Raw genomic sequence first — 25,533 nt, forward strand, 5'->3', positions numbered from 1 at the left:
AGTAGTAGGCGCTCTCTAGCATGGCAAGCATGGAGCTGCGCCAGTTGCGGTATTTCGTCGCGGTCGCCGAGGAGCTGAACTTCGGCAGAGCCGCCAGGCGCCTGCTCATCGCCGGCCCTTCCCTGTCCCAGCAGATCAAGGCGCTGGAGCGCGACCTGGGCGTGCGCCTGTTCGACCGGGATCGCCGCTCGGTGTCCCTCACCCCCGCCGGTTTCGCCCTGCTGTCCGACGCCCGGGCCCTGCTGGAGCGCGCCGACGACTTCCGGCACCGGGCCCGCCGGCTGGCCGGATCGGAACCGGTGCGGCTCGGCTACGTCAACTGGCTGCCCCCTGACCTGACCGCGCGTACGGCAGCGGCGGCGCAGGTCCACGTCGACGCCTGGGTCGCGCCCTCGCACACCCAGGCCGCCAGGGTCGCCGAAGGCGGCCTGGACCTCGCGATCTGCTGGCTGCGCACCGGCGATCTGGAACGGCACGGCCTGCACGCTCAGCTCATCGGCGCCGACCGCCTCTACGCCGTGGCCACCGGCCGGGACACCACCGAGGTCCCCGCCCGCGAGACCGGCATCCTGCTCGACGCCGACACCACCTCCTGGTCGTCCTGGAACGCGTACGCCGAGGAGCTGGCCGGCGAGACCGGGGCCACCGCGGTCCGCATCTCCGACGGCGGCATCACCGGCCCGGGGTTCTTCGATCACGTGCGCCGCTGCCGCCGTCCGATCGTCAACTCGCCCAAGGGCCAGACCACTCCGTTGCCGCCGGACCTCGTACGGCGCCCGGTCGTCGCGCCGGAGATCTACTGGACCTGGTCGCTGGTGTGGCGCCGCACCGAGGTACGCGGCTCGGTGCTCGCCGTCGTGGAGGCGCTCCGCGCCGACGGCCACTTCGGGATCGACGGCCCGGACGCCTGGCTGCCCAAGGACGATCCGCACCGTCGCCAGGCCAGGCTCGCGGAGCTTTAGGAGTCTGCGCCTATCAGCTGGGAGCATTCCGGTTCCGGCTGAGACCTCATGACGCTTTGACTTCGCCTCTCCAGCGGCCTACGTTCACGGTGTGAATAGACGACCGGTTGACTAGTAACCGGCCGGTCCATCTGGAGAAGGATCATCATGAGCATTCCGCAGCAGAAGGTCGCCCTCGTCACCGGCGCGTCGCAGGGCATCGGCGCCGCACTGGTCACGGCCTACCGCAAGCTGGGCTACGCCGTCGTCGCCGTCTCACGCACGATCTCGCCCTCCGACGACCCCGGCGTCATCGCCGTCCAGGGCGACGTCGCCGACCTCGCCACCGCCGAACGCGCCATCGCCACGGCAGTCGAGCGGTTCGGCCGGGTGGACACCCTGGTCAACAACGCGGGCATCTTCGTCGCCAAGCCGTTCACCGACTACACCGCCGACGACTACAGCGCGGTGACCAGGGTGAACCTCGACGGCTTCTTCCACATCACCCAGCTCGCCATCGCGCGCATGCTGACCCAGGGTGGCGGCCACGTCGTCACCATCACCACCAGCCTGGTCGACAACGCCGACTCCCGGGTGCCGTCCGTGCTGGCCTCGCTGACCAAGGGCGGCCTGCAGTCCGCGACCAAGTCGCTCGCCATCGAGTACGCCACGCGCGGCATCCGCGTCAACGCCGTCTCGCCGGGCTCCATCAAGACCCCCATGCACCCGGAGGAGACCCACCAGGCCCTCGCGGCGCTGCAGCCGGTGGGCCGGATGGGCGAGCCGGGCGACGTCGCGGACGCGGTCGTCTACCTGGAGACCGCCCCCTTCGTGACCGGCGAGATCCTCCACGTCGACGGCGGCATGAGCGCCGGCCACTGATCCGCGATCCCCGGCCTCACCGACAGGAGACCTCTGATGACCAGCGACATCGACAGGGAAACGATCCTCAGGGACGTCCTCGACCAGTGGAGAGCCGGCGTCGGCGCCCACGAACCGCAGCGGGTCGCCGCCCTGTTCACGGAGGACGCGATCTTCCAGGGGCTGCGCCCCTACACCGTCGGGAGGCCGGGGATCGCCGCCTACTACGACTCCCAGCCGCCCGGGCTGACGGCGGCGTACCGCATCCTGGAGACCACGGCCCCCGCCGACGGCCTCGTCCTCGGCTACCTGGCCGTCGACTTCTCCTTCACCGACCGTCCCGCCCTGCACGTCTATCTCAGCGTGCTGGTGAAGCGGACGGAGGAGGGCTGGCGCATCGGCCACTACCAGGTCTCCCGCCTGTGAGTCTCCGAGGCCCGGATGGGCGGCTCTAGAGGCTCGTGGCCCGGCTGAGCTTCTCCCATTGGTCCAGGTCGGCGCGGAGCGACTCGTGGTGGGCGCGGATGGCGTCCACCGCGTCGTCGCCCAGGGCGAGCCGCAGCGGAGGGTCGGCGTGGTCGACGACCTGGAGGATCGCCTGCGCCGCCTTGGCCGGGTCTCCGGGCTGGGTGCCGTCCATCCGGTCCACGAACGCCCGGGTCGCGCCCGCCGACATCTCGTAGGCGTCGATGGGCTCCGAGCGGTGCATGCGGTGGCCGCCGAACTCGGTGCGGAACACCCCCGGCTCCACGATCAGCACCCGTACGCCGAAGGGCGCGACCTCGGCGGCGAGCGCCTCCGACAATCCCTCCAGGGCGAACTTGGCGGCGCAGTAGGCGCCGAACCCCGGCATGCTGAGCTGCCCGCCCATCGAGCTCATCTGCACGATCGTCCCGCTCCCCTGCCGGCGCAGATGCGGCAGGACGGCCTTGGTCACGGCCACCGCCCCGAAGAACATGACCTCCATCAGCGCACGCAGGTCGGCCATGTCGATCTCTTCGACGGCCCCCACGGACCCGTAGCCGGCGTTGTTCACCACGACGTCGATCCGGCCGAAGGCCGACAGGGTCCCGGCCACCGCGGCGTCGATCGACGCGGCGTCGGTGACGTCCAGCCGCGCCGCGCGCACCCGATCGCCACCGGCTTCGACCAGGTCCGCCAGCGTCTCGGGCCGTCGCGCGGTCGCCATCACCCGGTCTCCCGCCGCCAGCGCGGCCTCGGCCAGCTCCCGGCCGAAGCCCGCCGAGCATCCGGTGATCAACCACACCCGTCCTGTCATGATCCCCACTCCTCGTTCTCGTGATCAGTGCGACCACTCTCCCCGGAGCGAGCCCCGCACGGCCAACACACGTTCCCTGCGGGGGTTACAGTCAGAGCCTGTGACCCCCGAGCTGCGCCATCTGCGGTATTTCGTCGCCGTGGCCGAGCATCTGAGCTTCACCGTCGCCGCGCGGGAGCTGCACATCGCCCAGCAGTCGCTGTCGCAGCAGATCGCGGCGCTCGAACACGCCCTCGGCGGGCGGCTGTTCGACCGCGACACCCGGGGCACGCGTCTGACCGAGGTCGGCCGTATGTTCCTGCCCGAGGCGCGGGCCGTTCTCACGCACGCGGACGCGGCCCTGGAGACCACCCGCAGGGCGGTGCGCGGCGAGATCGGCAGGCTCCGGGTGGCCTTACTCATCTCGACCGCGCACCCCGCCCGCGACCGCCAGGCCGTACGGAACCTGCTCGGCGTGGCGGCGGACCTGGCCGCCTCGGTCGACCTCACCGAGGCCGGGTGAGCGATCAGTCGCCGTTGTGCTTGCGGATCAGGGCGGGCAGCTCGGCCAGCGAGTCGACGTGGAACAGGCACGCCCGTTCCACCGGCTCGTCGCGGAGGATGTGGCCCCAGGGCCCCCGCCGTACGAGGGCGGTGCGCAGCCCGGCCTTCTGGGCGGGCCGGATGTCGTTGTCGAGGCGGTCGCCCACGTAGAGGACGGACTCCGCCGGGCAGCCGGCCTCCGTCACCACGCGGTCGAAGAAGGACGCGTCCGGTTTCTCCACCCCCCAGCCGTCGGAGGTGCCGATCACGTCGACGGGCAGGTCGAGAGCGCGCAGGATGGTCTCGGCGCGGGAGGTCTGGTTGCCGGCGAGGCCGACGCGCAGCCCCATCTCCCGTAACTCGGCCATGCAGGGGCGGGCGTCGGGGTAGAGGTTCTCCTCGCCGAACGTCTCGGCCTGGCCCGCCGCGGCCCGGCGCTCCCGTTCGACGTGGAGGTCGAACCCGGGCCGGAAATACTGGAAGGTCTCCCGGTAGTCGCCGCCGCGTGCGATCACGGCCCCGAACACGGCGGAGAAGGTGTGCCGCGGAACGCCCAGCCAGTCGGCCCAGGTGCCGTATTCGCGGGATTCGTCCACCAGGGTCTCTCCGACGTCGAAGAAGACCGCTTCCAACCGCATCGGTACCTCCTGTCGCTCGCGCTGCATGCACCTTACGCGGATTCGGTCCGTCTCCACTGCCCGGTTCGGTAGGACCGAAGTCTTTCCGAGGCACCGAAGATGATTCGGTTCCGGCATGGACAGGAGGCGGCGGCGAAGGACACGCTGGACGGGTGAAGCCTCACCAGCCCTGGGAGCCGCGATGAGCCTGTCCGACCTGCAGCCCGTGCCCGCCGACCAGCTCGCCTTCCGGATGCCGCCGACGTTCGAGACCGTGGAGGAGGAGCGGCGGCACCGCAAGGAGCGGCTCGCGGCGGCGCTGCGCCTGTTCGGGAGGTTCGGGTTCGAGGAGGGGGTGGCCGGTCACATCACGGCCCGGGACCCGGAGCACACCGACCACTTCTGGGTGAACCCGTTCGGCATGTCGTTCAAGCAGATCAAGGTCAGCGACCTGATCCTGGTCAACCACGAGGGCCAGGTGGTGGAGGGCCGCTATCACGTCAACCAGGCGGCGTTCGCCATCCACTCGATGGTCCACCAGGCCAGGCCCGACGTGGTCGCGGCCGCCCACTCCCACTCCGTCTATGGCAAGGCCCTGTCGGCGCTGGGCACGCTGCTCGAACCGCTGACGCAGGACGCGTGCGCGTTCTACGAGGACCACGCCCTGTTCGACGACTACACCGGGGTGGTCGTGGAGACCGAGGAGGGCCGCCGCATCGCGCAGGCACTGGGCTCGCACAAGGCGGTGATCCTGCGCAACCACGGGCTGCTGACCGTGGGCGACAGCGTGGAGGCGGCGGCCTGGTGGTTCATCACCATGGAACGCAGCTGCCAGGCGCAGCTCGCGGCCAAGGCCGCCGGGCCGACGGTGCCCATCACGCACGAGAACGCCAAGCTCACCCACGGCCAGATCGGCAACGACCTCGTCGGCTGGATCAACTTCCAGCCCCTGCTCGACCAGATCCTCGCCTCCGACCCCGACCTGCTCGACTGACCTGCCCGGCTGCACGGCCCGGGCCCCGGCCGCCGCCAGGACCCGGGCCAGGGTTTTCATGGCATCGGCACGGTGTCCTGCCACGTGGTGCCGGCGCTCCGGAAGGCGTTCACCCTGGAGGTGACGTCGGCCGGGGCCACGACCTCGTTCTTGCTGAAGTAGAACCAGTCGACCTGCTGGGTGTAGACGCGCGGGGTGGCGCTGCCCAGCAGCCCGCCGCCGATGAACCAGAGGTTGAAGTTCACCGACTGCGGCGTCTCGGGGTAGTAGTCGCCGCCGTGCTCGGCGAACAGCGTGCCGTCGATGTAGTAGCGGACCGTGCCGCCGGAGACCTGCAGCACGAGGTCGTGCCAGCCGGCGTAGCTCGCCGTACGCTCGGTGTGCGTGTTGACCGCGAGCCAGGGCTCGTTGCGGTAGGTCTCCCAGGTGGTCGTGTACATGATCGGGCCCTGCGCGCCCCAGCCGCCGTTCGGCAGATACTCGAAGTCCTGCTCGCTGTAGTCCGGGTCGAGGTCGTACGCCAGGGGCGTGATGGTGAAGAACGTCTCCACGATGTTGTCGCCGTCGGGGCCGCTGTCGGGGGCGTCGGCGAACTTCACCCGCGCGGCGTACGTGCCCTCGAAGAACTTGCGCTGGTGCAGGAACTCGGCCTGCGAGGTGCCCCCGGCGGTGCCGTCGGTGGCCGCCCGCAGTTGCAGCGCCCGGTTGCTCCCGGTGACGACCGGGAAGCTCACGTTGGACGCCGGCCAGCTCGCCCCGGGGACGCCGGGGCCGCCGCTGTTGGTCCGTACGGTCCAGTGGTGCGCGGTGATCTGCGGATCGGACGAGGAGGCGTAGGCGAAGTCGTCGAAGACGACCCCGCTGCCGCCGCCCGGTCCGCCCGGCGACGGCGAGGTGGAAGGCGAGGCGGTGGGCGACGGGGACGGCGAGGGGTCGGTCACGCCCGCGGGCGGGGTGCCCCAGACCAGCGTGCCGCCCTGGTAGACCGTGACCTTGTCCCAGTCGCCGTACGTCGTGCGCGCGGGGCCGAAGGAGTAGTCGTCGCTCTGCCGGATCGTCTGCCAGTCGGCCCGGTAGAACCGCAGCTGCATGTCGCCGGTCGATGCGCCGGCCGCCAGGCTGCCGGAGGTGAAGCCGACCTCAAGGTAGCGGTCGGCCGCGGCCGTGCCCGAGATCGTCTGAAAGGTTCCGGTGACGGTCGAGCAGGAGACGACCGCCCACGAGCAGGCGAAACGGTACTGCTGGGTGGGCGAGTCGGCGGTGAAGTAGTAGCGGATCTTCACGGTGTTCAGCGGCACCGCCGTGGTCCCGCTGTTGACCAGATCGAACCACGGCTCCACCTGGTCGGCGGTGGCGCCGGTGGCGCTGGTCTTGTAGCGCAGCCGCAGCGACTGGGCCGCCTCGGCGGGCAGGGCCACGACCAGCGCGGCCAGCAGGACGGCCGCGAGACCGCCCCATAAGAGCTTTCGTGACACCGCAGTCTTCCTTTCGTGGGGGGTGGGGTGCGGAGTCAGGGGATGACCGGCCCCGGCCGGACGCCCAGGGACTCCAGGTGGGGGGTGAGCCTGTGCAGGAAATCGCGGTAGTCCCCCGCCGTGCCCCACGCCACCTCGGCGAAGGCGCACAGCCGGGGGAAGGCCATCGCCTCGACGTGCTCGGGCGTGGGCATGTATTCGGTCCAGAGCTGGCACTGCACGCCGAGGATCCGGCCGGTGGCGCCCTCCGGGGCCGCGGGCGGCGCGTAGCCGTACACGTCGGAGAGGGAGAGCATGTGCCCGTGCGGGCCGGGGGCGTCGGCGGGATAGTCGAAGTAGGTGCTGGTGTGCGGGGCGAGCACGACGTCGAACCCTTCGAGCGCCGCCCGCGGGCCGCTCTCGTGGTCGAGCCAGGTCATCGCGGTCACGTCGCGTGCCCCACCGGGACCGTCGTACCAGTGGATCGGGCGCCGGCCGCGGGAGGCCACGTGGGCGCCGACGGTGGCGGTGAACCACGCCCGCGCCGCGTCCGGGCCCGGCAGCCCGAGCTCGGCGATCCGCCGCAGCGCCGCCTCGCTGCGCGCCCACTCGTCCGGCGGGCACTCGTCGCCGCCGAGGTGGACGTACTCGCCGGGGAACAGGTCCATGACCTCGTCGAGCACGTCGCGGCAGAAGCCGATGGCGGCCTCCTCCAGGTTGAACACGTGGGGGCTGATCCCCCACGAGTCCCGCACCGGCAGGCGGCGCGACGGCTGGTTGCCGAGCCAGGGGTAGGCGGCGATGGCCGCCTGGGCGTGCCCCGGCATCTCGATCTCGGGCACGATCGTGACGAACCGGTCGGCGGCGTACGACACGATCTCGCGGATGTCCTCCTGGGTGTAGTGCTCCCCGCTGATCTCGGTGAGCCGGGGATAACGCTTGATCTGCAGCCGCCAGCCCTGGTCGTCGGTGAGGTGCAGGTGCAGCCGGTTGAGCCGGTGCACCGCGAGCAGGTCGATCAGGCGCAGCACGAAGTCCTTCGGCATGAAGTGCCGGGCGACGTCGAGCATCACCCCGCGCCAGGAGTGCGCGGGCCGGTCGGTTATCCGGCACAGCGGCGCCTCGGGGCCGAGCGCCGCCAGGGTGCGCAGGCCGTAGAAACGGCCGGCCGGTCCCCCGGCGGCGAGCTCCGCGCCGCCGGGGGTGACGTCGATCCGGTATCCCTCCTCGCCGAGCCGGGGATCGTCGGGCGCGTGCCGTACGAGGCCGTCGTGGAGCATGACGGTTCCCCCGAGCACGGCCACCTCGCGGGGCCGCGGAATCATCATCTGGGTCATCCCTTCACCGCGCCCGCGATCATCCCGGCGGACACGCGGCGCTGGAGCACGAGGAAGACGAGCAGGACGGGAAGCATGAACAGCGTGGCGGCGGCCATGGTGGCGCCCCAGTCGGTGCCGAAGACGTTGCTGAACCCGGACAGCCAGATCGGCAGCGTACGGTCGCCCTGGTCCTTGATCATGAGGGCGTTGGCGAAGGCGAACTCGTTCCAGGCGGTGATGAAGCCGAACAGCGACGTGGACATCAGGCCCGGCGCGAGCAGCGGCAGCACCACCCGGCGGAACGCCTCGGCCCGGCCGCACCCGTCCATCAGCGCGGCCTCCTCCAGCTCGCGCGGGACCCCCGCGATGAAGCCGCGCAGCGTCACGATCGTGAACGGCAGCGTCGTGACGAAGTAGACGAGCGTCAGCGTCGGCAGCCGGTCGAGCATGTCCGCGTCGCGGGCGATGATGTAGACCGGCACGAGCAGCGCCGACCAGGGCGCGGTCTGGGCGACGAAGACCATCAGGATGAACCCGCGCCGCCCGGACCAGCGCAGCCGGGCCACGGCGAACGCGGACGGCAGCGCCACGGCCAGCGCGAGCAGCACCGCGCTGACGGTGACCGCCAGGCTGTTGCGCCAGAACGTCCAGAACCCGGCGGCGTTCACGGCCGTGGCGAAGTGGTCGAGGGTCGGCCGGGCGGGCCAGAACGCCGGGGTCTCGGTGAGGATGTCCACCGTCGGCTTGAACGCGGTGATCACCATCCAGTAGACGGGGAAGACCGACACCGCCAGCACGCCCAGGGCGGCGGTGTTCAGCACGACCCTGTTGAGCGCGGGCCGGTTGAATGCCACGCGCCTCATGCGTTCTCCTCCCGGAACATGCGGCGTAGGTGGACGACCAGCACCGCGAGCAGCATCAGCACGGTGAGCGTGGAGACGGCCGACCCCAGGTCGTACCGGTGCAGCGACTGCGCGATCTGGAACGCGTAGACCGGCAGCGTGGCCGTCGCTCCTCCGGGGCCGCCCTTGCTGATCGCCCAGATCTGCGCGAAGCAGGTGAAGACCCAGATCACCTCCAGCGACGTGATCAGGCCGAACAGCGGGCGCAGGATCGGGAACGTGACCCGGCCGAAGACCTGCCACGACCCGGCCCCGTCGATCCTGGCCGCCTCGTACAGCTCGCCGGGGATCGTCGTGAGTCCCGCGTAGAGGGTGAGCGCCGCGAACGGCACCGACTGCCAGACGACCAGCGCGACAAGGATCGCGAACGTCGCACCGCCATGGGCGAACCACGTGTAGTCGCGGAAGGAGTCGAAGCCGAGGCCGGCCAGCAGCCAGTTGACCACCCCCAGGCGCGACTGGAACAGCCACTGGAAGATCGTGGTCGCGGCGAGCACCGGGGTGGCCCAGGTGAGCACCATCCCGCTCATGACCGCCAGCCGCATCCGCCGCCCGAGGCGCGGCAGCATCAGCGCGACGGCCGTGGAGATCACCATGATGAGCACGACGTTGGCGGCGGTCCACAGGAACGTGCGCCGCACGACCCCCCAGAACTCCGGCCCGCCGAGAGCCTCGGCATAGTTGGCGAGCCCGGCGAAGCCCGCTCCGCCCCTGATCAGCTCGCCCAGCCGGAAGTGCTGGAAGGAGATCACGACGCTGCGGGCCAGCGGGTAGACGAGCAGGCACGCGAAGCCGGCCAGGGCCGGGGCCACCAGCAGGTAGGGCCAGAACGTCCCCTTCCTGCGGGTTCCCGCCCCGATCAGGGGAGCGGGACGGGCCGCCGTACGGGCGAGGGTGCGCGCCATGTCACGACGCGGTGTTGAGGATCGTGGTGATCACCTCGGAGGCCGCCTTCGCCTCGGTGGCCGCGTCGCCTCCGGTGAGCACCTTGGTCATGTACTCCTTGATGACGTTCTTGGCCTCCACCGCTGCCCAGTTGGGCGAGTTGGGCGTGGCGTGCCCGACCGCGGCGCCCGCCGCCATCGCCGCCGTGGCCTCGTCGCCGCTCAGCACCCCGGCGTACGAGGTGCGGTTGGGCACATAGCTCATCTCTTTGGCCATGTCGAGCTGGAACTTCTCCCCGGCCAGGGCCTTGACCACCTCGTACGCCTCGTCCGGGTGGGCGGACGCCTCGGGGATGATCAGGTCGGATCCGCCGGTGAAGACGGCGCCCGGCTTGTCCGCCGTCTTGCCGGGGATCGGGAAGAAGCCGAGCCTGCCCTTGAGGTCCGGGTTGGCCTTCTCGATCGCGACCGCGCCGCCGGGAGCGGAGATGATCTGCGCGATGTCGCCCTTGCCGAACACGTCGGCCTGCGGCGGCCTGGCCTCGTCGGAGTCCTTGGGGCCCTTGCCGAGCGCTTGGAGGCGCTGGTAGAACGCCATCCCGGCGAGCGCCTGCGGCGTGTCGAGCACGCCCTTCCAGCCGGTTCCGTCCTTGACGGCGAGGTCGCCGCCCTCGTCCCAGACGAATCCGGCGAGGGTGTACCAGTTCTGGCCGGGCAGGTAGATGCCCTGCACGCCGCCCTTGTTCAGCTTCGTGGTGACGTCGATCCACTCGTCGCGGGTCTTCGGCGGGGTCGTGACGCCGGCCTTGGCGAACAGGTCCTTGTTGTAGATGACCACCCGGTTGGCGGCGTACCAGGGGATGCCGTACTGCCTGCCGTCGATCTTCCCCGGCTCGGCCAGGCCGGGCAGCCAGTCGGATCCGCCCAGGTCGGCGATCTTGGCGGTGAGGTCCCTGACCCCGCCGCTCGCGGCGTACTCGGCGACCTGGGTGTTGCCGACCTCGATGACGTCGGGGGCGTCCTTGCTGGCGAGCGCGCTGGTGACCTTCTGCCCGATGCCGTCCCATTCCTGGATCTGGACGTTCAGGGCGATCCCGGGATGCGACCGCTGGAAGTCGTCCGTGAACCGCTGCACGATCGCGTCCGACAGGCTGTCGCGCATGAACCACACGGTCAGCGTGGTCGTGCCGGTCTCTCCGGATGTCCCTGGCTCGGACGCCGAACCGCATCCGGCGAGCGCGAGGCTGAACGCGGCCGCCGTGGCGAGGAAGCGGTACCTCATCGGTCCTCCCACTGGTCAGTTATTGGTAAACCGTTGAGAGGAGAGTGGTCTTAACCAGTCGGGCTGTCAAGGGGCGAAATATCGGGATATTCGCAGGCATGACGCCCGGAGGAGTGGTCAACTACTGGTAAGGTCTGGGACGTGCAGAGACTTCCAGCGGGCCTCAAACGCGACCGGGTCAGAGATGTCCTGCTCGACCTGATCTCCGACAAGGAGCCCGGCACCGCCATCCCCTCGGAACGCGACCTGTCGCGCGAGCTCGGCGTCTCCCGCCCGACCCTCCGCGCGGCGATCGACGGGCTCGTACGGCAGGGCATGCTCGTGCGGGAGCACGGGCGGGGGACGTTCACCGGCCGCCGGAAGGTCACCCAGCCCCTCGCGGCCGGCGACGACTCCTTCCATGCCCCCGCCGCCGAGGGGAACTGGCTCAGCCGCATCCTGGAGTTCGACTCGGCCCCGGCCACCGCCCGGCTCGCACACCGCCTGCAGGTCTCCCCCGCCGACCCGGTCCTGCGCGTCGTACGGCTCCGCCTGGTGGACGACGAGCCGATGGCGATCGAGCGCATCCACCTGCCGCACCGCCTGGTCGAGTCGCTGCGGCCCGACGACATGGTGTCCGGATCGTTCTACCGGTTCCTGCGCACGAGGTTCGGCATCGACGTCCGCCGCGCCACCCAGAGCATCGAGCCGACCGTCACCGACGAGACCGAGGCCGAACTGCTCGGCGTCCCCCAGCACGCACCGGCCCTGCTCATCGAACGCACGGCCCGCGAGGCCAACGGCCGGGTCGTGGAGTTCACCCGGTCCATCTATCGCGGCGACCGCTACCGCATCACCTCCGAGCTGCACTTCGACGACACCTCCGGCTGAGGCGGGGACGCGGCTTCGCATGACGCCGGGACGCGGCTTCGCATGACGCCGGGACGCGGCTTCGCGTGATGCCGAGACGCGGGCCCGCTCGACACGGGGATGCAGGCTCACTCGCGACGGGGGACACGAACTCGCTCGACACGCGGGATGCGGGTTCGCTGAGAGCGTGGGCAGGGGTTCTTGCCGGGAGATCCCCGCGCTCCGTACGGTCCGGGGCATGGCCACTCTTCCTTCGACCGAACCGGCGCAGGCGGTGGTGCGGGCCGCCACGGGCGACGAGCGGCAGGTGCTGGAGGCCTTTCTCGACCTCCTTCGCGCGATGGTCGTCCGCAAGGCCCAAGGGCTGTCCGAGCAGGACGTGCGCCGCCGTCATGTGCCGTCGGCGACGACGCTGGCCGGGCTGATCAGGCACCTGACCGTGGTGGAGCGGACCTGGTTCGGGCGGGTGCTGGCGCAGGACCCGGCCATGGCGCCTCCCTCGGAGAAGGACGCCGACAGGAGCTTCGCGGTCGGCGACGACGACACCATCGAATCCCTGATCACGGCCTACGAGCAGGCGTGCGCGGAGTCGCGGCGCATCGCCGCCCGGTTCCCCCTCGATCACGAGGTGCCGCACGAGCAGATCCCCGCGCTCTCGCTGCGCTGGATCTACGTCCACATGATCGAGGAGACCGCGCGGCACGCCGGGCACGCGGACATCCTCAGAGAGCTCGCCGACGGCGCCACCGGATCCGTCGTCTGACCATCCTGGCGCGCCCCGCGATGTTGTGCCGCGCAGGCAGGCCGCGGGTGATACGCACGCGCCGTCATCGTGCCTGGTCCGGGAGGTCACAGGGTCTCTCAGGTGCGGCTTCGGGTCAACGGCCTCCCTCCGCGAGCTTCCGGCGTACGTCGAGGACGGCCCGGTCGGCGGCGGCCCGGCCGGAGATCCAGCCCTCGCGGTTGCTGACCGCACCCGCGCCGACCAGGGTCAGCGTCGGGAAGAGCTCCTCGACCCTCGCCTCGACGGCCTGTTCCCTGGCCGCCAGCACCGGCAGCAGGTCGCGCCCCGCATCGGCGGCGGCCTCCCGCACCGCCTCCCCCGTCGCCTCCCGCAGCCGCTCGCCGATCCGCTGGGCGTACGCCGCGAGGAACGACTGCCGGAACGACCGCGTGCGGGAACGGCCCAGGCCGTCCCGGCGGGATCCGGCCAGCCGCATCGCGGTCGTGGCCTGCACCAGCAGCGAGGTGAACAGCACCTCCACGGCGGCCAGATCCGCGGGGAACCCGAGCACGGTGGCGAACCCGAAATGCCGGCTCCACACCGAGCGGCAGTGGTTGGCCGAGGCGATGACGTCCAGCAGCATCGCCTTCGGGCCCTCATAGGGCGCGTCGACTCCGAGCCGCCGCCCCTCCGGACCACCGGCTGCTCCCGGACCGGGCGTCTGCGCGGCGAGCAGCGCGGCGTCGATGCTGTGCCGGGCCATCAGCGCCTGCGCCGCGGCGGTGAACGTCTCGGCCTCCGCCTCGAACTCGGTCGACTCGGCCTTGGCCAGCAGGGCCCGAACCCGGGCGAGCGTCCGTTCGTCGACGGCACCGCCCCGGACGCCGGGCGTACGGCGGGCCGTTCCCGGCACGGGGCACAGCCGCTCCAGCGCCGGCAGCGTGGCCAGCAGGTGGATCACCCGGAGCGCGCAGGCGACCATCGCGGTCCTGCCGCCGTCGTCACGGAGATACTCCTCGTCGCGGCCCCACCACACCGTCGCGCCGATGGCGTCGAGCTGGTCGAGCCAGCGGTCGTCCACGGTCGCGGCGGCGTAGGCGCGCATCTCGGCCGCGATGGCGTCGGTCACGAGGCGGACGTGCCGGGCCTCCAGCCGCCGGCCCGCCAGCCGGACGAGGTCGGCGGGCTGCCAGCCACCGTGCCAGGCGAGCGTCACATGCCGGTTCAGTGCGTCGAGCAGAGCCCGGTCCACGGCCTCGCGCAGCCCCTGGCCCTGCGCGAGGATCTTCACGCATCGCCGGAACTCGATCTCGTCGTGACGGCGCCGCGCCTCCAGCGCCGCGGACAGCAGCCCGGCCACCATCTCCTCCGCCGCCTGGCCCGGGGAGCCCGACGACCAGGGGAAACTCCAGGTGGCTCCGCCCGGCGGCCCGAGGCTCCACCGCCGCCGTGCGCCCTCCCGCTCCGCGCCACTGCCACTGTCTCTGCCGCTGCCCCTGGCACTTCCCCTGGCACTTCCCCTGCGGCTGCCGCTCATCCGCTCGCCCTCCCCCGATCGCTCGTGCGAGCGATTCTGTCAGCCCCGACCCCCAGTGCCGTGACGTTATCCACAGGCATGCGGGAGCGACCGGCACGCTCCCACGGAAGGAACGGATACAGGACGGTGACGTGCGCGGGCATGCCGTACGCCGCCGAGGAGTCGTAGCGTTCCCGAAAGCCCCCGACCAGGGGCTCACCGAAGGGATCGCCACACCAGGGCGGTTCCACCGATCCCCTAAGGCGCCATGAGCGACAGCCTCACGCCGGGCGGTCACGCGTACGACCCGATCCCACTGCGGCGCGTGACATACCGCTCTGGGCATTTACACGGAAGATCCAGCCAGATAAACCTGATTTCCAGATGCAAAGTGATCTGGGCCACATAGTGCCGCGCCCGATCCTGCGAGGAGTGGTGCCCGATGCTGTACTCGCTGGCGAAGCGATTGCTCTCCGCTCTCGGACGGGGGTTCGTACGGCTCGGGCGCTACTGGGTCGCCCAGTTCGGCCTCGCCTACGCGCTGACCTGGGGTCCCGACACCCCCGATCCGGCGCCGGAACTGGCCGAGGAGACCGAGCACTGGGACTGGTCGATCCCCTACCACTGGTACGAGATCTCCCGCTGACGCCCGCCCGCGCCGCTCACCGCGGCGCGATCACCGAACGGGCCAGCCGGGCGGCGACGGCGTCGTCCAGCGGCGCGTGGCCGATCAGCAGGCGATACCACATCATGCCGAAGAGCTGATCGACCAGCAGGTCCAGATCGCTGTCCGCGGGCAGATCGCCCTGCCGGAGCCCGCGGGCGAGCAGGGCGCGCAGTTCGTCCCTGCGCCCGGCGGTGAACTGGCGCAGCCCCTCGGCCGCCACCGGGTCGCGCTGCGCCTCGGCCATGATGCCGCGCAGCAGCCCGCTCACCTTCACGGCGGTGCGGAAGGTGGCGGCCAGAAAGGTCTCCAGGTCGTCGGCGAAGACACCGGTGTCGAGGCCGGGCGTCAGTTGCCGGGCCCGCTCCGCCATCGCCTCCAGCAGCACCGCGCCCTTGGAGGGCCACCACCGATAGATGGTGTGCTTGCTCACCCCGGCGGCCTGCGCAATGACGTCGATCGAGACCGCCGAGTAGTCGTTGTCGGCCAGCAGGTCGGCCGCACGATCGAGAATGGCCTGCCGTACGGCCGGATTGCGTCGCCGTCCGGTATGCGGACGGGGCTGCGGCTCTGCGGTCACGCCGCCGAGCATAACAGTTGACGGAACCAACGGTTTCGGCATCCCTCTTGGCCGCAACGGCCCACCTCGCTCCCCTTGTGTCCCCGCCGGGTGTGCACGCTTCCACGCGCCATGTGACGACGGCCCCGGACAGGGACCCCTTGACGAAACTGTCAGTTTCGACAACGCTTTTACCAGAACCGATGGTTCCGACAAGATTGAGGCAACGTCATGGACCTGAACCTGCGTGGCAAGCGGGCGCTCATCACCGGAGCGTCCCGGGGCATCGGCGCGGCCATCGCCGAGGTGCTCGCCGAGGAAGGCTGCGACCTCGACCTCGCCGCACGCAGCGAGCCCGAACTGGAGAACCTCGCCGCCCGCCTGCGCGCCGAGCACGGCGTGGCGGCCACCGTGCACCTCGTGGATCTGCGGCGCGGCGACGAGCTCGACCGGTTCGCCGCCGAAGTGCCGGTGCCGGACATCCTGGTCAACAACGCCGGCGACATCCCCGGCGGGCCGCTGGCCGCGGTGAACGAGGAGATGTGGCGGCACGGCTGGGAACTGAAGGTCTTCGGCTACATCAACCTCACCCGGCACATGTACGCCAGGATGAAGGCCGCGGGCCACGGCGTGATCATCAACAACATCGGCGCCTCAGGCGAGGGAGCCGACGCCAACTACATCGCGGGCAGCACCGGCAACGCCGCACTGATGACCTTCACCCGGGCCCTGGGCGGCCGCAGCCTGGCCGACGGCATTCGCGTGGTCGGCGTCAACCCCGGTCCCGTCGCCACCGAGCGCATCCTGACCCTCATGAAGGCCCAGGCCCGCGCCCGCTTCGGCGACGAGTCCCGCTATCCCGAGCTGACCGCGATGTTCCCGCTGGGCCGTGCCGCGAGCCCGCGCGAGATCGCCGACCTCGTCGCCTTCCTGGCCTCGGACCGGTCCGCGTACACCACGGGCGCGGTGTTCACCGTGGACGGCGGCGTGTCGGCGGCGGGCCTGTGAGACCGACGCCTTCCTGTGGGCCGTGCAGGGCACCCTCGCTGCGGTCTTCGTCGTGGCGGGCGCGAGGCAGGCCATCCCGTCAAGGAGCACCCTGATCTCCAGGATGCCCTGGACGGCGGATTTCCCCGGGGCGGCGATCCGTCTCATCGGGATCGCCGAGCTGGCCGGAGCGGCCGGGCTCGTCCTGCCCGCGGTCACCGGCATCGCACCGGTCCTGACGCCGCTGGCGGCGACCGGCCTGGCCCTGACCATGACACTGGCCGCGATCTTCCATGCCCGGCGGCACGAGTACGCCGCGATTCCCCTCACGGTCGTCCTCTTCGTCGCCGCCGCGTTCACCGCGTGGGCCCGCTTCGGCCCCTACACAACGTGACCGGACTCTGGGACGCGCTGGCCGGGAAGCACGAAACCTGCGGCCCCCGTAGGCGTCGCCGCCGGGAGACCACAGGTCGCGATGAAAGTGGTGCGCCGCCAGGGACTCGAACCCCGGACCCGCTGATTAAGAGTCAGCTGCTCTAACCAACTGAGCTAGCGGCGCCCGCACCACAAGAGTAGCGGCTTCCGGAAGTGTTCCGCGCCATCCGCGGCCCCGCGCCGGGAAAACGGCGCGGCCAGATCAATCTGCATATGAGAGGGGCCGCGCCGGCATGGCGCGGCCCTTTCTCCATCCCGGCGAACCGTACCGGCGAACGATGCCGGCGAAACCGTGCCAGCGAAACCGTGCCGGCGAACCTGCACCGGCGAACCGTGCCGTATGGACCGGTGCGGCGGACCGGAGCGCGGCCTTCAGGGCCAGGTGCCGTCCGGCCGCGGTGTCGTAGGGGCGATGATGCGCAGCCGCTCCAGGAGCGTGACGAACGTCGAGGCGTACGGCGACGGCGCGACGACCGAGGCGACCCGGTCCCAGTCCACCTGCTCCCGCATGGCGCGGACCATGGGCAGCAGCGAACCGTAGTCGCAGGCGTGCTCCGACAGCGGCAGTATCCAGGAGATCACAAGGTCGGTGGCTTCGAGGACGGGCAGGCTCAACGCGGCGGTGTTGATCGGCTCGGCTCTGGCGATCATGGCCTCGGTCACGGGCCTGTCGGCGAGCGAGAAGATCAGGTCGACGAGGACGCCCTCCTCGTCGAACGCCTTGACCAGCCAGTCCTCCGGTGGTTTCGCGGTCCGGAAACCCAGGCTCTCCAGGGTTTTCAGCGCGAGCGGGACGTCTTCCTCGACCAGGGCGAAGTCGACGTCATGTAGTGATGGCGCGGCGCCCCTCGCATAGCCGGCGCAGCCTCCGGCCAGCGCGAACCGCACCCCGGCCTCCTTGAGACCGGCCCCGGCGCGCTTGAGCGTCTCAAGGATCGCGTCGGTGACTTCGTGACTGTGACTACCCACTTACGTCGCTTGCCCAGCCATGTTCGGCGCAAACAATCCAGGGTAGAGCGCGCTCATGACCGAGACCCTCCAGGAGATCAAGCGTGAGTACGAGGGCGAGGACAACCGTCCCCTGGCCTCGTACACACGAGTTCTCGCGGTGTACGGCGGGGCCGTCGCGGCGCTGCTCGCCGCGGCGAAGCTGACGGGCCGCAGGCCCGCCGAGAACATCAAGGCGATGGACCTCATGCTTATGGGGCTGTTCACGCACCGGCTCTCGCGCACGCTCGCGAAGGACCCGGTCACCAGCCCCATCCGCGCTCCCTTCACCCGCTATGAGGGCCCCTCCGGCCCGGCGGAGCTCAAGGAGAAGGTCCGCGGCCACGGGTTGCGGCACGCTGTGGGCGAGCTGCTGACCTGCCCGTTCTGTCTGGCCCAGTGGGTGGCGACCGGATACGCGGCGGGCACCGTGTTCTTCCCCAGGGTGACCCGGCTGGCCGGGGCCACCATGGCGGCCGTGGCGATCTCCGACTGGCTCCAGCTCGCGTACGCGCGCCTGATGAAGGCCGCGGAGTGAGCGAGGCGGGAAAGCGGACATGAGTGAGGTGCTCGAACCTCTGGAGAACACCGGCGAGAGCCGCAAGGAGCGCGTCGACCGCGAGCTCGGCGAGCTGCTGCAGGGCCTGCGGGTGGCCGCGACGGGCGTGCAGGTGCTGTTCGCGTTCCTGCTGACGCTGCCGTTCTCCTCCGGCTTCGGAAAGATCGATACGACCGGGAACTGGCTGTTCTACCTGGCGGTCGTCAGCGCGGCGGTCGCGTCGATCTGCACGATCGCCCCGGCGACCCAGCACCGGATCCTGTTCCGGTCGGGGCTCAAGGAGCTGCTGCTGCACCGGGCCAACCGGCTGGGCGTGGCCGGCGGACTGGCCCTGGCGGTGTCGATGAGCTGCTCCACCGCCCTGGTGCTGGACGCGCTGACCAGCCCGGGGCCCGCCGCGCTGATCGGCGCGGGCGTGGCGCTGCTGTGCGCCTGGCTGTGGTTCGTCCAGCCGCTCCTGTCGCTGCACCTGGTCGACAACGACTAGAAGCCAAGAACGGCTAGAAGCCAAGAACGACCAGAAGCAGAGCGCGGAAGCAGAACGCGACCGCGGCGGCCGCGCTCCCGTATGCCTCGCGTCAGCTCAGCTCCCTGGAGCGCCGTTCTCTGAGGCGGGGCAGGATCCGCGTCGAGTAGAACTCGAAGAACCCCTCCTGCTCCGTGCCGATCTGCGCGATGTAGACCTCGTCGAAGCCGGCGTCCACGTGCGCGCGGATCGCGCTCAGATGTGCCTCCGGAGAGGGCCCGCAGGGCGTCGACCGGGTGGCGGCCTCCTCCGTGACGAGCTGCGCGAGCTGCTCGAAGTGCCGCGGCAGCGGCAGGAGCTGGGCGGCCTCGCCGGGGATCCCCTGGTTGGGCCAGAGCCTGTGGACGGTCTTGCGCGCCTCGGCCTCGTCGTTCGCCCAGCACACCTTCAGCCCGGCCGCGCACGGCCTGCCCTCGCCGCCCGCCTTGTGGAACGCCTCGACCATGTGGGCGGCGGGCGCGGTGTGGATGTAGCCGTCGACGGCCTCCTCCAGCATGCGCTGCCGCTGCTCGGCCGGGGGCCACTGATCGCCCAGGATGTGCTCGTTCAGCGCCTCGCCGGTGCCGACCCCCAGGCGGAACCCGCCGTCCAGCAGGGTCTGGGCTGTCGCGGCGGCCTGGGCGATGATCGCCGGGTGGACGCGGATGATGGGGCAGGTGACCGCGGTGGTCACCGGCAGCGACGTGGCCTGCGAGACGGCTCCGATGACGGACCATACGAACGAGCTCTCGCCCTGCTCGTCCAGCCAGGGGTGAAAGTGGTCGGAGATCCACAGCACCTCGAAGCCGGCTTCCTCGGCGAGTTTCGCCTGCCGTACGAACTCCTTGCAATCATGCTCCTCACTGGACAGGAAATATCCGAAAGTCGTCATGCATCGCCAGATGCCTGGTTATTGTCAAGCAAACGTAACAATGGGTGCTTCGGCGGCAAATTCGATCGGTGCCAGGGCTCGATGATGTTACGAGACCCTTTGCAGGGGCAGTGGAGGGCCATGGCTACTCTGCTTTGGATCATCGCCGTGGTACTGGTCATCGCCGGGATCTACGTCATCCTGGCCCGTCGGGACATCCTCTGGGGGATCGTCCTCATCGTCCTCGGATTCCTGGTCGGCCCCGGGGGCGTCAGCATCTTCAATCCCTAACCGCAACCTCACCCACCAGCCGCAACCTCACCCACGCTACTCGCGGACACCGAGACGGCCACCGGCCGAAGGGCCGGTGGCCGTCTCGGGACCGGGACCTGGGTCTGGATCTGGACCGGGGTCGGGATCGGAACAGCGAATCAGCAATGGTCGCCGTTCAGGCAGTAAACGGTGTAGGCGTGCTTGATGACCGGAAGGGCGACATTACGCACCCGGATACCACCGGGAGTGACGCCTTTTTCCGTGCCCGCATGCGCGTGACCGTGAATGAAAAGATCCGCGCCCTCGGCGTCGGCCGCCTCCGCCAGCATGTAGCTGCCGAGGAACGGATAGATTTCCGGCGGCTCGCCCATCAGCGTGTCCTTGACCGGCGAGTAGTGGCTGAGCACGACCCTGTGGTCGGCGTCCAGATCCTTGAGCGCCCGCCGCCACCGTTCGGCGATCTCCTTGGTGTGCCGGACGAACGCCTTGGTCTCCGGCTCGCCGAACTCGCTCGCGCACTTCCCGGCGAACCCGCCGCCGAAGCCCTTGCCTCCGGCGACCCCGAGTCGTACGCCGTCGATGGGGACGACCGTGCTCTCGTCGTCGAGGACGACGATGCCGGCGTCACGGAGGAGAGCGATGATCTCCTGGTTGCAGTCGGAGTGGTAGTCGTGGTTGCCGAGCACGGCGACGACGGGGATGGGCAGGCCGCTCAGCTCCTCGGCGACCACCCGGCCCTCGGCGATCGTGCCGTGCCTGGTCAGATCGCCTCCCACCAGCAGCACGTCCGCGCGACGCTCGATGCCCTCGATCTTCTTGCGATAGTGGCCGCGCAGATCCTCGCCCAGATGGATGTCGGCGACGGCGGCGATCCGCAGCTCCCTCACAGGTGCTCCTCCTCTCCCGCCTCCCGCACCTCGACCAAGGTGATCTCGTTGTGCAGCCGCAGGCCGGGAGCCGCCTCCCTGGCGACGTTCTCGATCTGGTGGCGCCGCTCGTCACAGGAGACCTGTCCGCGCAGGTAGACCTCTTCTCCTCGTACATCCACCCGAATGCCCAGCTCGGTGGTCCGATCGTCCTCCGCGAGAGCCCGCTGGACGCGGGCCGCGACATAGTGCGGCGTCTCCATCTCTTCCCCTCGTGTCCCCCTCGGTTCCTTCTCGCTAGCGCTGCCCGGCCCTTTCCGGGCGAAACCCGTTGGTTTGACGGGCGTGAGGGTGGATAGGGGAGTTGATGTTCCGGTGCCTAAGACGCAGGTACCTCCGCGGCGTGAGCATGCCGTGATGGAGGAGCGTCTTGGGAACAGGCACCGGACCCCACCCCGCCGCGTCGCCGCCCATGGGCCGCACGCCCGCTCCCTGCCTTCCCACCCCCCGCCTTCCCACTCCGTGCCTTCCCACTCCCCGCCTTCCCACCCCCCGCCTTCCCACTCCGTGCCTGCCGGCCGCGGCCCGCCATGCGTGCGCCCGCGGCTCCCACACGCCGCGACCGGCCGCCGTCCCCATACCGGCCGTCGACCCCGTACCGGCCGTCGACCCCGTACCGGTCACCGGGCCCGTACCGGCCGCCGGGCCCGCCCACCTGGACTCCCTGATCCCCGAGCCGGGTATTCGCCACTGCCGCACATGGAGGAACCCCCAGTGAAGATCGCCATGGTCTCGGAGCACGCCAGCCCGCTCGCCACCCTCGGCGGTGTCGACTCCGGCGGCCAGAACGTGCACGTCGCCGCCCTCGCCCTGGAGCTCGCCCGCGCCGGTCACGAGGTCACCGTCTACACCCGCAGAGACCGCGAGGACCTGCCGGAAACCGTCGCCTTCGGCCCGGGTGTGGACGTCGTCCATGTCCCCGCGGGCCCCGCCGCCGAGATGCCCAAGGACGAGATCCTGCCCTGGATCCCCCACTTCGGAAAGTGGCTGCACGACCGGTGGCTGTTCGACCGCCCCGACATCGTGCACAGCCACTTCTGGATGAGCGGGCTGGCCGCGCTCGCCGCGGCCGAGAAGCTCGGCATCCCGGTCGTCCACACCTACCACGCGCTCGGCAGCGTCAAGCGGCGGCACCAGGGCCCGGCGGACACCAGCCCGCGGGAGCGCGTCCAGGCCGAGGCCGACATCGGGCGGCGGGTCGACGGCATCATCGCGACCTGCAACGACGAGGTCGACGAACTGATCCGCATGGGCGTGCGGCGCCGCGCGACCCGGGTCGTCCCCTGCGGCGTGGACGTCGCCACCTTCCACCCCCACGTCGAGCCTCTGGAACGGCCGGAGCGCCCGCGCCTGCTGTCGGTCGGCCGTCTCGTGCCCCGCAAGGGCCTGGAGACCACCATCGAAGCCCTGCGGCACCTGCGGGACGCCGAGCTGGTCATCGCGGGCGGACCCCCGGCGGCCGAGCTGCACCGCGACCCCGAGGTCACCCGGCTGCGGTGGCTCGTGACGCGGGCGGGCGTCTCCGACCGGGTCCGTTTCCTGGGCCGGGTCGAGCGCGACACCCTGCCCGCGCTGATGCGCTCGGCCGCCGCCGTCGTTTCGGTGCCCTGGTATGAGCCGTTCGGGATGGCGGCGCTGGAGGCGATGGCCTGCGGCGTCCCGGTCGTCGCCTCCGCGGTCGGCGGCCAGAAGGAGACGGTGGTCAACACCGTGACCGGCCTCCTCGTGCCGCCCCGCAACCCCGCCGCGCTGGCCAGGGCGCTGCGCAGGCTGCTCGGCGACCGGGTGCGGCGCACGGCGTACGGCATCGCGGGGGCCGACCGCGCCCGCGCGAGGTATGCCTGGAGCCGCATCGCCACCGAGACCCTGGCCGCCTACGACCGGGTGCTGTCCGCCCGTGAGCCGGCGAGGAGCGCTTCCTGATCCGGCCTATGGGGTGAGCCACTGATGTCCACGGCCCCCGTGCCGCGTTCCGGCGGCATCGGGGGCATCAGCGGCATCGGCGGCATCGGCGGTCCGCTCACCGGTGCGGTTTCCATCTGCTCAACCGCAAGTGCTCAACCGCAGGCGGTCAACGGGCAGATGGTCAGCCACAGGCGGTCGACGGCAGGTGCTCAACCGCAGGTGCTCAACCGCAGGCGGTCGACGGTAGGCGCTCGGCGGCAGGTGCTCGGCGGCAGGTGCTCAACGGCGCCGTGCGGGCGCCCGGCACAGGAGTTCGATGACGGCCTCCTCGACCGGCCCGTGGGTGGCGAGCCTGCCCTCGCCGGTGTCCTCGCCCAGCCGCCCGAGAGGGATCGTCCGCCCCTTCTCGTACAGCGCGACGACGCGTGGGTCCACGTAGGAGGCGCGGCAGACCGACGGTGTGTTGCCCAGGTATTCCGACACCTCCTTCATCACCCGGGAGACGGCCCGCTTGCGCCCGGCGCCGCTGCGTACGGGGCGGGAGACGGCGAGCCCGACCGCCGCCAGGACCGTGGCGTGCCAGGTGCGGAAGTCCTTGGCCGAGACCTCGGTGCCGAACGCATCCTTCAGGTAGGCGTTGATGTCGGCGCTCCGCACGTCCACCCAGCCCTCGTCGGTGCGGTAGCGCAGCAGCTCGCCCCTGCGGCCCTTCGACAGCGCCGACAGCACCGCGCACACGTCGGCGTCGGTCAGCACCTGCTCCCGCTCCTTGCGGCCCTTGGCCAGGTAGCGGCACACGACCTCACCATCGCCGCATCTGACGTGCGAGGTCTTCAGCGTGGCCAGGCCGTACGAGTCGGTGTACTCCTCCCCGCCGACGCGGAAGAAGCCGATGTCGAGCATGCGCGCGGCGGTGGCCAGCACGCGCTCGCGGCTCAGCTCGTCGCCGCGCAGGTCGCGCGCGACCCGCTCGCGGAACGCCGGAAGCCGCCGGGCGATCTCCAGCACGTGGTCGAACTTGGCCTCGTCCTGCTGCCTGCGCCACTCGTCGTGGTAGCGATACTGCCGCCGGCCCGCCGAGTCGGTGCCCACGGCCTGGAGGTGACCGTCCGGATGGGCGCAGATCCACACGTCGGTCCAGGCCGGCGGGATCGCGAGGTGCCTGATCCGGCGCAGGGTGGCGTGGTCCTTCACCGTACGGCCGGAGGCCCAGGTGTAGCTGAACCCGCGCCCGCGGCGCCTGCGCCGGATGCCCGGCTCGCCGGGATCGCTCGGCCGCAGCTCGACGGGCGGTGTCTGGAAGACCTTGGCCGCCTCCGCGAGGGTCTCTTCGTCCGGGGAACCCCGGGTGGCCGCCTTCTGGGTCACCGTGCTCATCGCAGCAGCTCCCACGCCTGTTCGAGCACCTCGTCCACGCTCACGTCGCCCACCCACGAGACGTCCTGGTGACCGCACTCCCGCATGCCCAGCCGGGGGTCGGCGGGCGTCCCGCAGACCGGGCAGCCGGACGTCCAGGAGATCAGCGGCCGCTGGTGGCCCCTGCTCAGCGGACCCCAGTTGATCATGTTGCCGCACCAGTAGACGCCCACGGTGGGGGTGCCGGTCGCCGCCGCCAGGTGACGCGGCCCCGTGTCGTTGGAGACCAGCAGGTCGCAGGCGGCGTACAGCGCCGTGAGCCCGCCGAGGGACAGCTCTCCGACGACGGCCCTCGCCGGGGTCTGCATCTGCGCGACGACCTTCTCGACGACGTCCCGCTCCTCCTCGACGCCGGTCACCACCACCGGCCGTCCGAGGCGATCGGCTACCTCGGCGAAGCGTTCCGGCGGCCATCTCCTGCGCCGGTCCCCCGCGCCCGGGTGGATCGCCACCAGTCCCCTGGGCACCTTGCCGAGCGTGCGGTTCAGCTCGGCCCAGTCCTTCCGCACGACCGCTATCCTCGGCTCGATCTCGGTGGCGGTCGCGCCGACCAGCCCCGCCACCTCCAGGTAGCGCAGGGTCTCGTGCTGGTAGTGGACGTACGGCACCCAGCGGTCGAGCGGCTCGGCGTCGGGGGCGCGCAGGCCGGCCGTCACCCGCGCTCCCAGGCGGCGGATGAACGGATTGGAGTCGCGCCCGCCGCCGTGCATCTGGACGGCCAGGTCGAACCTGCGCCGGCGCAGGTCCTCGCACAGCTCCTCGTACCGTTCCTCGTACGGCTTCTCGGGCGTGGCGGACCCGCCGGACCCGTCGGCCGGGGAGGAGACGCCGGAGATGGGCGGCAACGCCACCACCTCGTCCACCGGACCCGGGCGATCGCGCAGGAACCGCGCGTGCCACTCACGGCCGAGCAGGGTGATCCTGGCGGCCGGGTAGGCCCGCCTGAGCGCCCCGATGGCGGGCAGCGCCAGCAGCAGGTCGCCGAGGGCGCTGGCCCTCAGCACCGCGATCCGCTCGACTCCTTCCACGAGCAGGGCGCTCATGCCACCCGCCCCGTCCCCTCGTGCATCGGACACCCCCATTCGTCCGGCCCGCCGGCTGACCCCCGGCGGAGCACTCGTGTGGAGCGACGTCTGATCCCGGTTACCCCGGTGGGACGGCCCCAAACCGAGCGGACGGGTCTGCGGTGCCTGCTGTTTCCCCTGCGTTTTCGGGGGTAGCCGCCGGGAGATGACGGCGCTGCACCCCGGATATGTCCAGGCCCGTTCGACCGCGGCGATAGCGAACCGGATTCGAGGGTAG

Annotated in this window: 29 protein-coding genes and 1 tRNA gene; 14 read left to right on the top strand and 16 right to left on the bottom strand. The window is 70.9% G+C overall.

Annotated features, from left to right (window positions below):
• Window positions 1-29 precede the first annotated feature (29 nt).
• The 3 genes from FLV34_RS43270 (at window position 30) to FLV34_RS15820 (ending at window position 2,228) form a co-directional block, all read left to right on the top strand.
• Window positions 30-962, top strand: a complete 933-nt coding sequence (locus FLV34_RS43270; RefSeq protein WP_187280646.1) for a LysR family transcriptional regulator — start codon at window positions 30-32, stop codon at window positions 960-962.
• 147 nt (window positions 963-1,109) lie between these two features.
• Entirely contained in the window at window positions 1,110-1,823 is a 714-nt protein-coding gene (locus tag FLV34_RS15815; protein WP_142645948.1) for an SDR family NAD(P)-dependent oxidoreductase, read from the top strand.
• A 36-nt stretch (window positions 1,824-1,859) separates the two neighbouring features.
• On the top strand, window positions 1,860-2,228 hold the full coding sequence (locus FLV34_RS15820) for a nuclear transport factor 2 family protein (protein ID WP_142645949.1): 369 nt from the start codon (window positions 1,860-1,862) through the stop codon (window positions 2,226-2,228).
• A 25-nt stretch (window positions 2,229-2,253) separates the two neighbouring features.
• Here FLV34_RS15820 and FLV34_RS15825 read toward each other — a convergent pair whose 3' ends face one another.
• Window positions 2,254-3,081 (bottom strand): oxidoreductase, encoded by an 828-nt coding sequence (locus tag FLV34_RS15825; protein ID WP_142645950.1) that lies wholly within the window; start codon window positions 3,079-3,081, stop codon window positions 2,254-2,256.
• Between the two features lie 100 nt (window positions 3,082-3,181).
• Here FLV34_RS15825 and FLV34_RS15830 point away from each other — a divergent pair, with 100 nt between their 5' ends.
• Window positions 3,182-3,583: a LysR family transcriptional regulator gene (locus tag FLV34_RS15830; protein ID WP_142645951.1), complete on the top strand. Its 402-nt coding sequence runs from the start codon at window positions 3,182-3,184 to the stop codon at window positions 3,581-3,583.
• 4 nt (window positions 3,584-3,587) lie between these two features.
• Here FLV34_RS15830 and FLV34_RS15835 read toward each other — a convergent pair whose 3' ends face one another.
• On the bottom strand, window positions 3,588-4,241 hold the full coding sequence (locus tag FLV34_RS15835) for an HAD family hydrolase (RefSeq protein WP_142645952.1): 654 nt from the start codon (window positions 4,239-4,241) through the stop codon (window positions 3,588-3,590).
• Window positions 4,242-4,422: 181 nt separating this feature from the next.
• On the opposite strand from FLV34_RS15835, the gene FLV34_RS15840 reads away from it, so the two are divergent.
• Window positions 4,423-5,214 carry a class II aldolase/adducin family protein gene (locus FLV34_RS15840; protein ID WP_142645953.1) on the top strand — a complete coding sequence of 264 codons (792 nt, stop codon included), beginning with the start codon at window positions 4,423-4,425 and terminating at the stop codon, window positions 5,212-5,214.
• A gap of 56 nt (window positions 5,215-5,270) precedes the next feature.
• On the opposite strand, the gene FLV34_RS15845 is transcribed toward FLV34_RS15840, so the two are convergent.
• From FLV34_RS15845 to FLV34_RS15865, 5 genes are read right to left on the bottom strand one after another with little or no spacing between them, the layout of a single operon-like run.
• Complete coding sequence (locus FLV34_RS15845) at window positions 5,271-6,689, bottom strand: cellulose binding domain-containing protein (protein ID WP_147943446.1); 1,419 nt, start codon at window positions 6,687-6,689, stop codon at window positions 5,271-5,273.
• Window positions 6,690-6,724: 35 nt separating this feature from the next.
• On the bottom strand, window positions 6,725-7,996 hold the full coding sequence (locus tag FLV34_RS15850; RefSeq protein ID WP_142645955.1) for a beta-N-acetylhexosaminidase: 1,272 nt from the start codon (window positions 7,994-7,996) through the stop codon (window positions 6,725-6,727).
• Window positions 7,997-8,001: 5 nt separating this feature from the next.
• Window positions 8,002-8,850 carry a carbohydrate ABC transporter permease gene (locus tag FLV34_RS15855; RefSeq protein ID WP_147943447.1) on the bottom strand — a complete coding sequence of 283 codons (849 nt, stop codon included), beginning with the start codon at window positions 8,848-8,850 and terminating at the stop codon, window positions 8,002-8,004.
• Window positions 8,847-9,794: a carbohydrate ABC transporter permease gene (locus FLV34_RS15860; RefSeq protein ID WP_142645957.1), complete on the bottom strand. Its 948-nt coding sequence runs from the start codon at window positions 9,792-9,794 to the stop codon at window positions 8,847-8,849. The genes FLV34_RS15855 and FLV34_RS15860 overlap by 4 nt, the downstream gene beginning before the upstream one ends.
• A gap of 1 nt (window position 9,795) precedes the next feature.
• Complete coding sequence (locus tag FLV34_RS15865; protein ID WP_147943448.1) at window positions 9,796-11,055, bottom strand: extracellular solute-binding protein; 1,260 nt, start codon at window positions 11,053-11,055, stop codon at window positions 9,796-9,798.
• Window positions 11,056-11,196: 141 nt separating this feature from the next.
• Here FLV34_RS15865 and FLV34_RS15870 point away from each other — a divergent pair, with 141 nt between their 5' ends.
• Both FLV34_RS15870 and FLV34_RS15875 read left to right on the top strand, forming a co-directional pair.
• Entirely contained in the window at window positions 11,197-11,925 is a 729-nt protein-coding gene (locus FLV34_RS15870; protein WP_142645959.1) for a GntR family transcriptional regulator, read from the top strand.
• Between the two features lie 217 nt (window positions 11,926-12,142).
• Complete coding sequence (locus FLV34_RS15875; RefSeq protein WP_147943449.1) at window positions 12,143-12,667, top strand: DinB family protein; 525 nt, start codon at window positions 12,143-12,145, stop codon at window positions 12,665-12,667.
• A gap of 115 nt (window positions 12,668-12,782) precedes the next feature.
• Here FLV34_RS15875 and FLV34_RS15880 read toward each other — a convergent pair whose 3' ends face one another.
• Window positions 12,783-13,991: a DUF2786 domain-containing protein gene (locus FLV34_RS15880; protein WP_147943450.1), complete on the bottom strand. Its 1,209-nt coding sequence runs from the start codon at window positions 13,989-13,991 to the stop codon at window positions 12,783-12,785.
• A 595-nt stretch (window positions 13,992-14,586) separates the two neighbouring features.
• On the opposite strand from FLV34_RS15880, the gene FLV34_RS15890 reads away from it, so the two are divergent.
• The gene (locus FLV34_RS15890; protein ID WP_142645961.1) at window positions 14,587-14,790 is read left to right on the top strand and encodes a hypothetical protein; all 204 of its coding nucleotides are present in this window, start codon (window positions 14,587-14,589) and stop codon (window positions 14,788-14,790) included.
• 16 nt (window positions 14,791-14,806) lie between these two features.
• Here FLV34_RS15890 and FLV34_RS15895 read toward each other — a convergent pair whose 3' ends face one another.
• Entirely contained in the window at window positions 14,807-15,388 is a 582-nt protein-coding gene (locus tag FLV34_RS15895) for a TetR/AcrR family transcriptional regulator (RefSeq protein WP_261985792.1), read from the bottom strand.
• 210 nt (window positions 15,389-15,598) lie between these two features.
• On the opposite strand from FLV34_RS15895, the gene FLV34_RS15900 reads away from it, so the two are divergent.
• Together FLV34_RS15900 and FLV34_RS15905 are read left to right on the top strand one after the other, a co-directional pair.
• Window positions 15,599-16,375, top strand: a complete 777-nt coding sequence (locus tag FLV34_RS15900; RefSeq protein ID WP_142645963.1) for an SDR family oxidoreductase — start codon at window positions 15,599-15,601, stop codon at window positions 16,373-16,375.
• 22 nt (window positions 16,376-16,397) lie between these two features.
• Entirely contained in the window at window positions 16,398-16,748 is a 351-nt protein-coding gene (locus FLV34_RS15905) for a DoxX family protein (protein WP_261985793.1), read from the top strand.
• Between the two features lie 88 nt (window positions 16,749-16,836).
• Here the strand turns inward: FLV34_RS15905 and FLV34_RS15910 are convergent.
• Together FLV34_RS15910 and FLV34_RS15915 are read right to left on the bottom strand one after the other, a co-directional pair.
• Window positions 16,837-16,913: transfer RNA gene (locus FLV34_RS15910), tRNA-Lys, on the bottom strand.
• Window positions 16,914-17,161: 248 nt separating this feature from the next.
• Window positions 17,162-17,758 (bottom strand): nucleotidyltransferase family protein, encoded by a 597-nt coding sequence (locus FLV34_RS15915; protein ID WP_142645964.1) that lies wholly within the window; start codon window positions 17,756-17,758, stop codon window positions 17,162-17,164.
• A gap of 55 nt (window positions 17,759-17,813) precedes the next feature.
• On the opposite strand from FLV34_RS15915, the gene FLV34_RS15920 reads away from it, so the two are divergent.
• A complete protein-coding gene (locus tag FLV34_RS15920) occupies window positions 17,814-18,314 on the top strand; it encodes a DUF1360 domain-containing protein (protein ID WP_147943452.1) in 501 nt (166 codons plus the stop codon).
• A gap of 19 nt (window positions 18,315-18,333) precedes the next feature.
• The gene (locus FLV34_RS15925; protein ID WP_147943453.1) at window positions 18,334-18,822 is read left to right on the top strand and encodes a DUF6328 family protein; all 489 of its coding nucleotides are present in this window, start codon (window positions 18,334-18,336) and stop codon (window positions 18,820-18,822) included.
• A gap of 91 nt (window positions 18,823-18,913) precedes the next feature.
• Here FLV34_RS15925 and FLV34_RS15930 read toward each other — a convergent pair whose 3' ends face one another.
• The gene (locus FLV34_RS15930; protein ID WP_147943454.1) at window positions 18,914-19,732 is read right to left on the bottom strand and encodes a TIGR03557 family F420-dependent LLM class oxidoreductase; all 819 of its coding nucleotides are present in this window, start codon (window positions 19,730-19,732) and stop codon (window positions 18,914-18,916) included.
• 120 nt (window positions 19,733-19,852) lie between these two features.
• On the opposite strand from FLV34_RS15930, the gene FLV34_RS40470 reads away from it, so the two are divergent.
• Complete coding sequence (locus FLV34_RS40470; RefSeq protein ID WP_167530303.1) at window positions 19,853-20,002, top strand: GPGG-motif small membrane protein; 150 nt, start codon at window positions 19,853-19,855, stop codon at window positions 20,000-20,002.
• 140 nt (window positions 20,003-20,142) lie between these two features.
• On the opposite strand, the gene FLV34_RS15935 is transcribed toward FLV34_RS40470, so the two are convergent.
• Together FLV34_RS15935 and FLV34_RS15940 are read right to left on the bottom strand one after the other, a co-directional pair.
• Entirely contained in the window at window positions 20,143-20,871 is a 729-nt protein-coding gene (locus tag FLV34_RS15935; RefSeq protein ID WP_221889876.1) for a metallophosphoesterase, read from the bottom strand.
• Window positions 20,868-21,113, bottom strand: a complete 246-nt coding sequence (locus FLV34_RS15940; protein ID WP_142645968.1) for a BON domain-containing protein — start codon at window positions 21,111-21,113, stop codon at window positions 20,868-20,870. Before FLV34_RS15940 ends, FLV34_RS15935 begins: the two co-directional genes overlap by 4 nt.
• Window positions 21,114-21,609: 496 nt before the next feature.
• Between FLV34_RS15940 and FLV34_RS15945 the strand changes: the two genes are divergently transcribed.
• Window positions 21,610-22,833, top strand: coding sequence for a glycosyltransferase (locus FLV34_RS15945; RefSeq protein WP_240971074.1), 1,224 nt, complete (start codon window positions 21,610-21,612; stop codon window positions 22,831-22,833).
• Between the two features lie 261 nt (window positions 22,834-23,094).
• Here the strand turns inward: FLV34_RS15945 and FLV34_RS15950 are convergent, their stop codons facing one another.
• Together FLV34_RS15950 and FLV34_RS15955 are read right to left on the bottom strand one after the other, a co-directional pair.
• Entirely contained in the window at window positions 23,095-24,192 is a 1,098-nt protein-coding gene (locus FLV34_RS15950) for a DNA topoisomerase IB (protein ID WP_142645970.1), read from the bottom strand.
• Complete coding sequence (locus FLV34_RS15955) at window positions 24,189-25,274, bottom strand: glycosyltransferase family 9 protein (RefSeq protein WP_147943455.1); 1,086 nt, start codon at window positions 25,272-25,274, stop codon at window positions 24,189-24,191. Before FLV34_RS15955 ends, FLV34_RS15950 begins: the two co-directional genes overlap by 4 nt.
• Window positions 25,275-25,533: the final 259 nt, after the last annotated feature.

Source organism: Microbispora sp. CSR-4, from assembly GCF_008033685.1.
Classification (GTDB): domain Bacteria; phylum Actinomycetota; class Actinomycetes; order Streptosporangiales; family Streptosporangiaceae; genus Microbispora.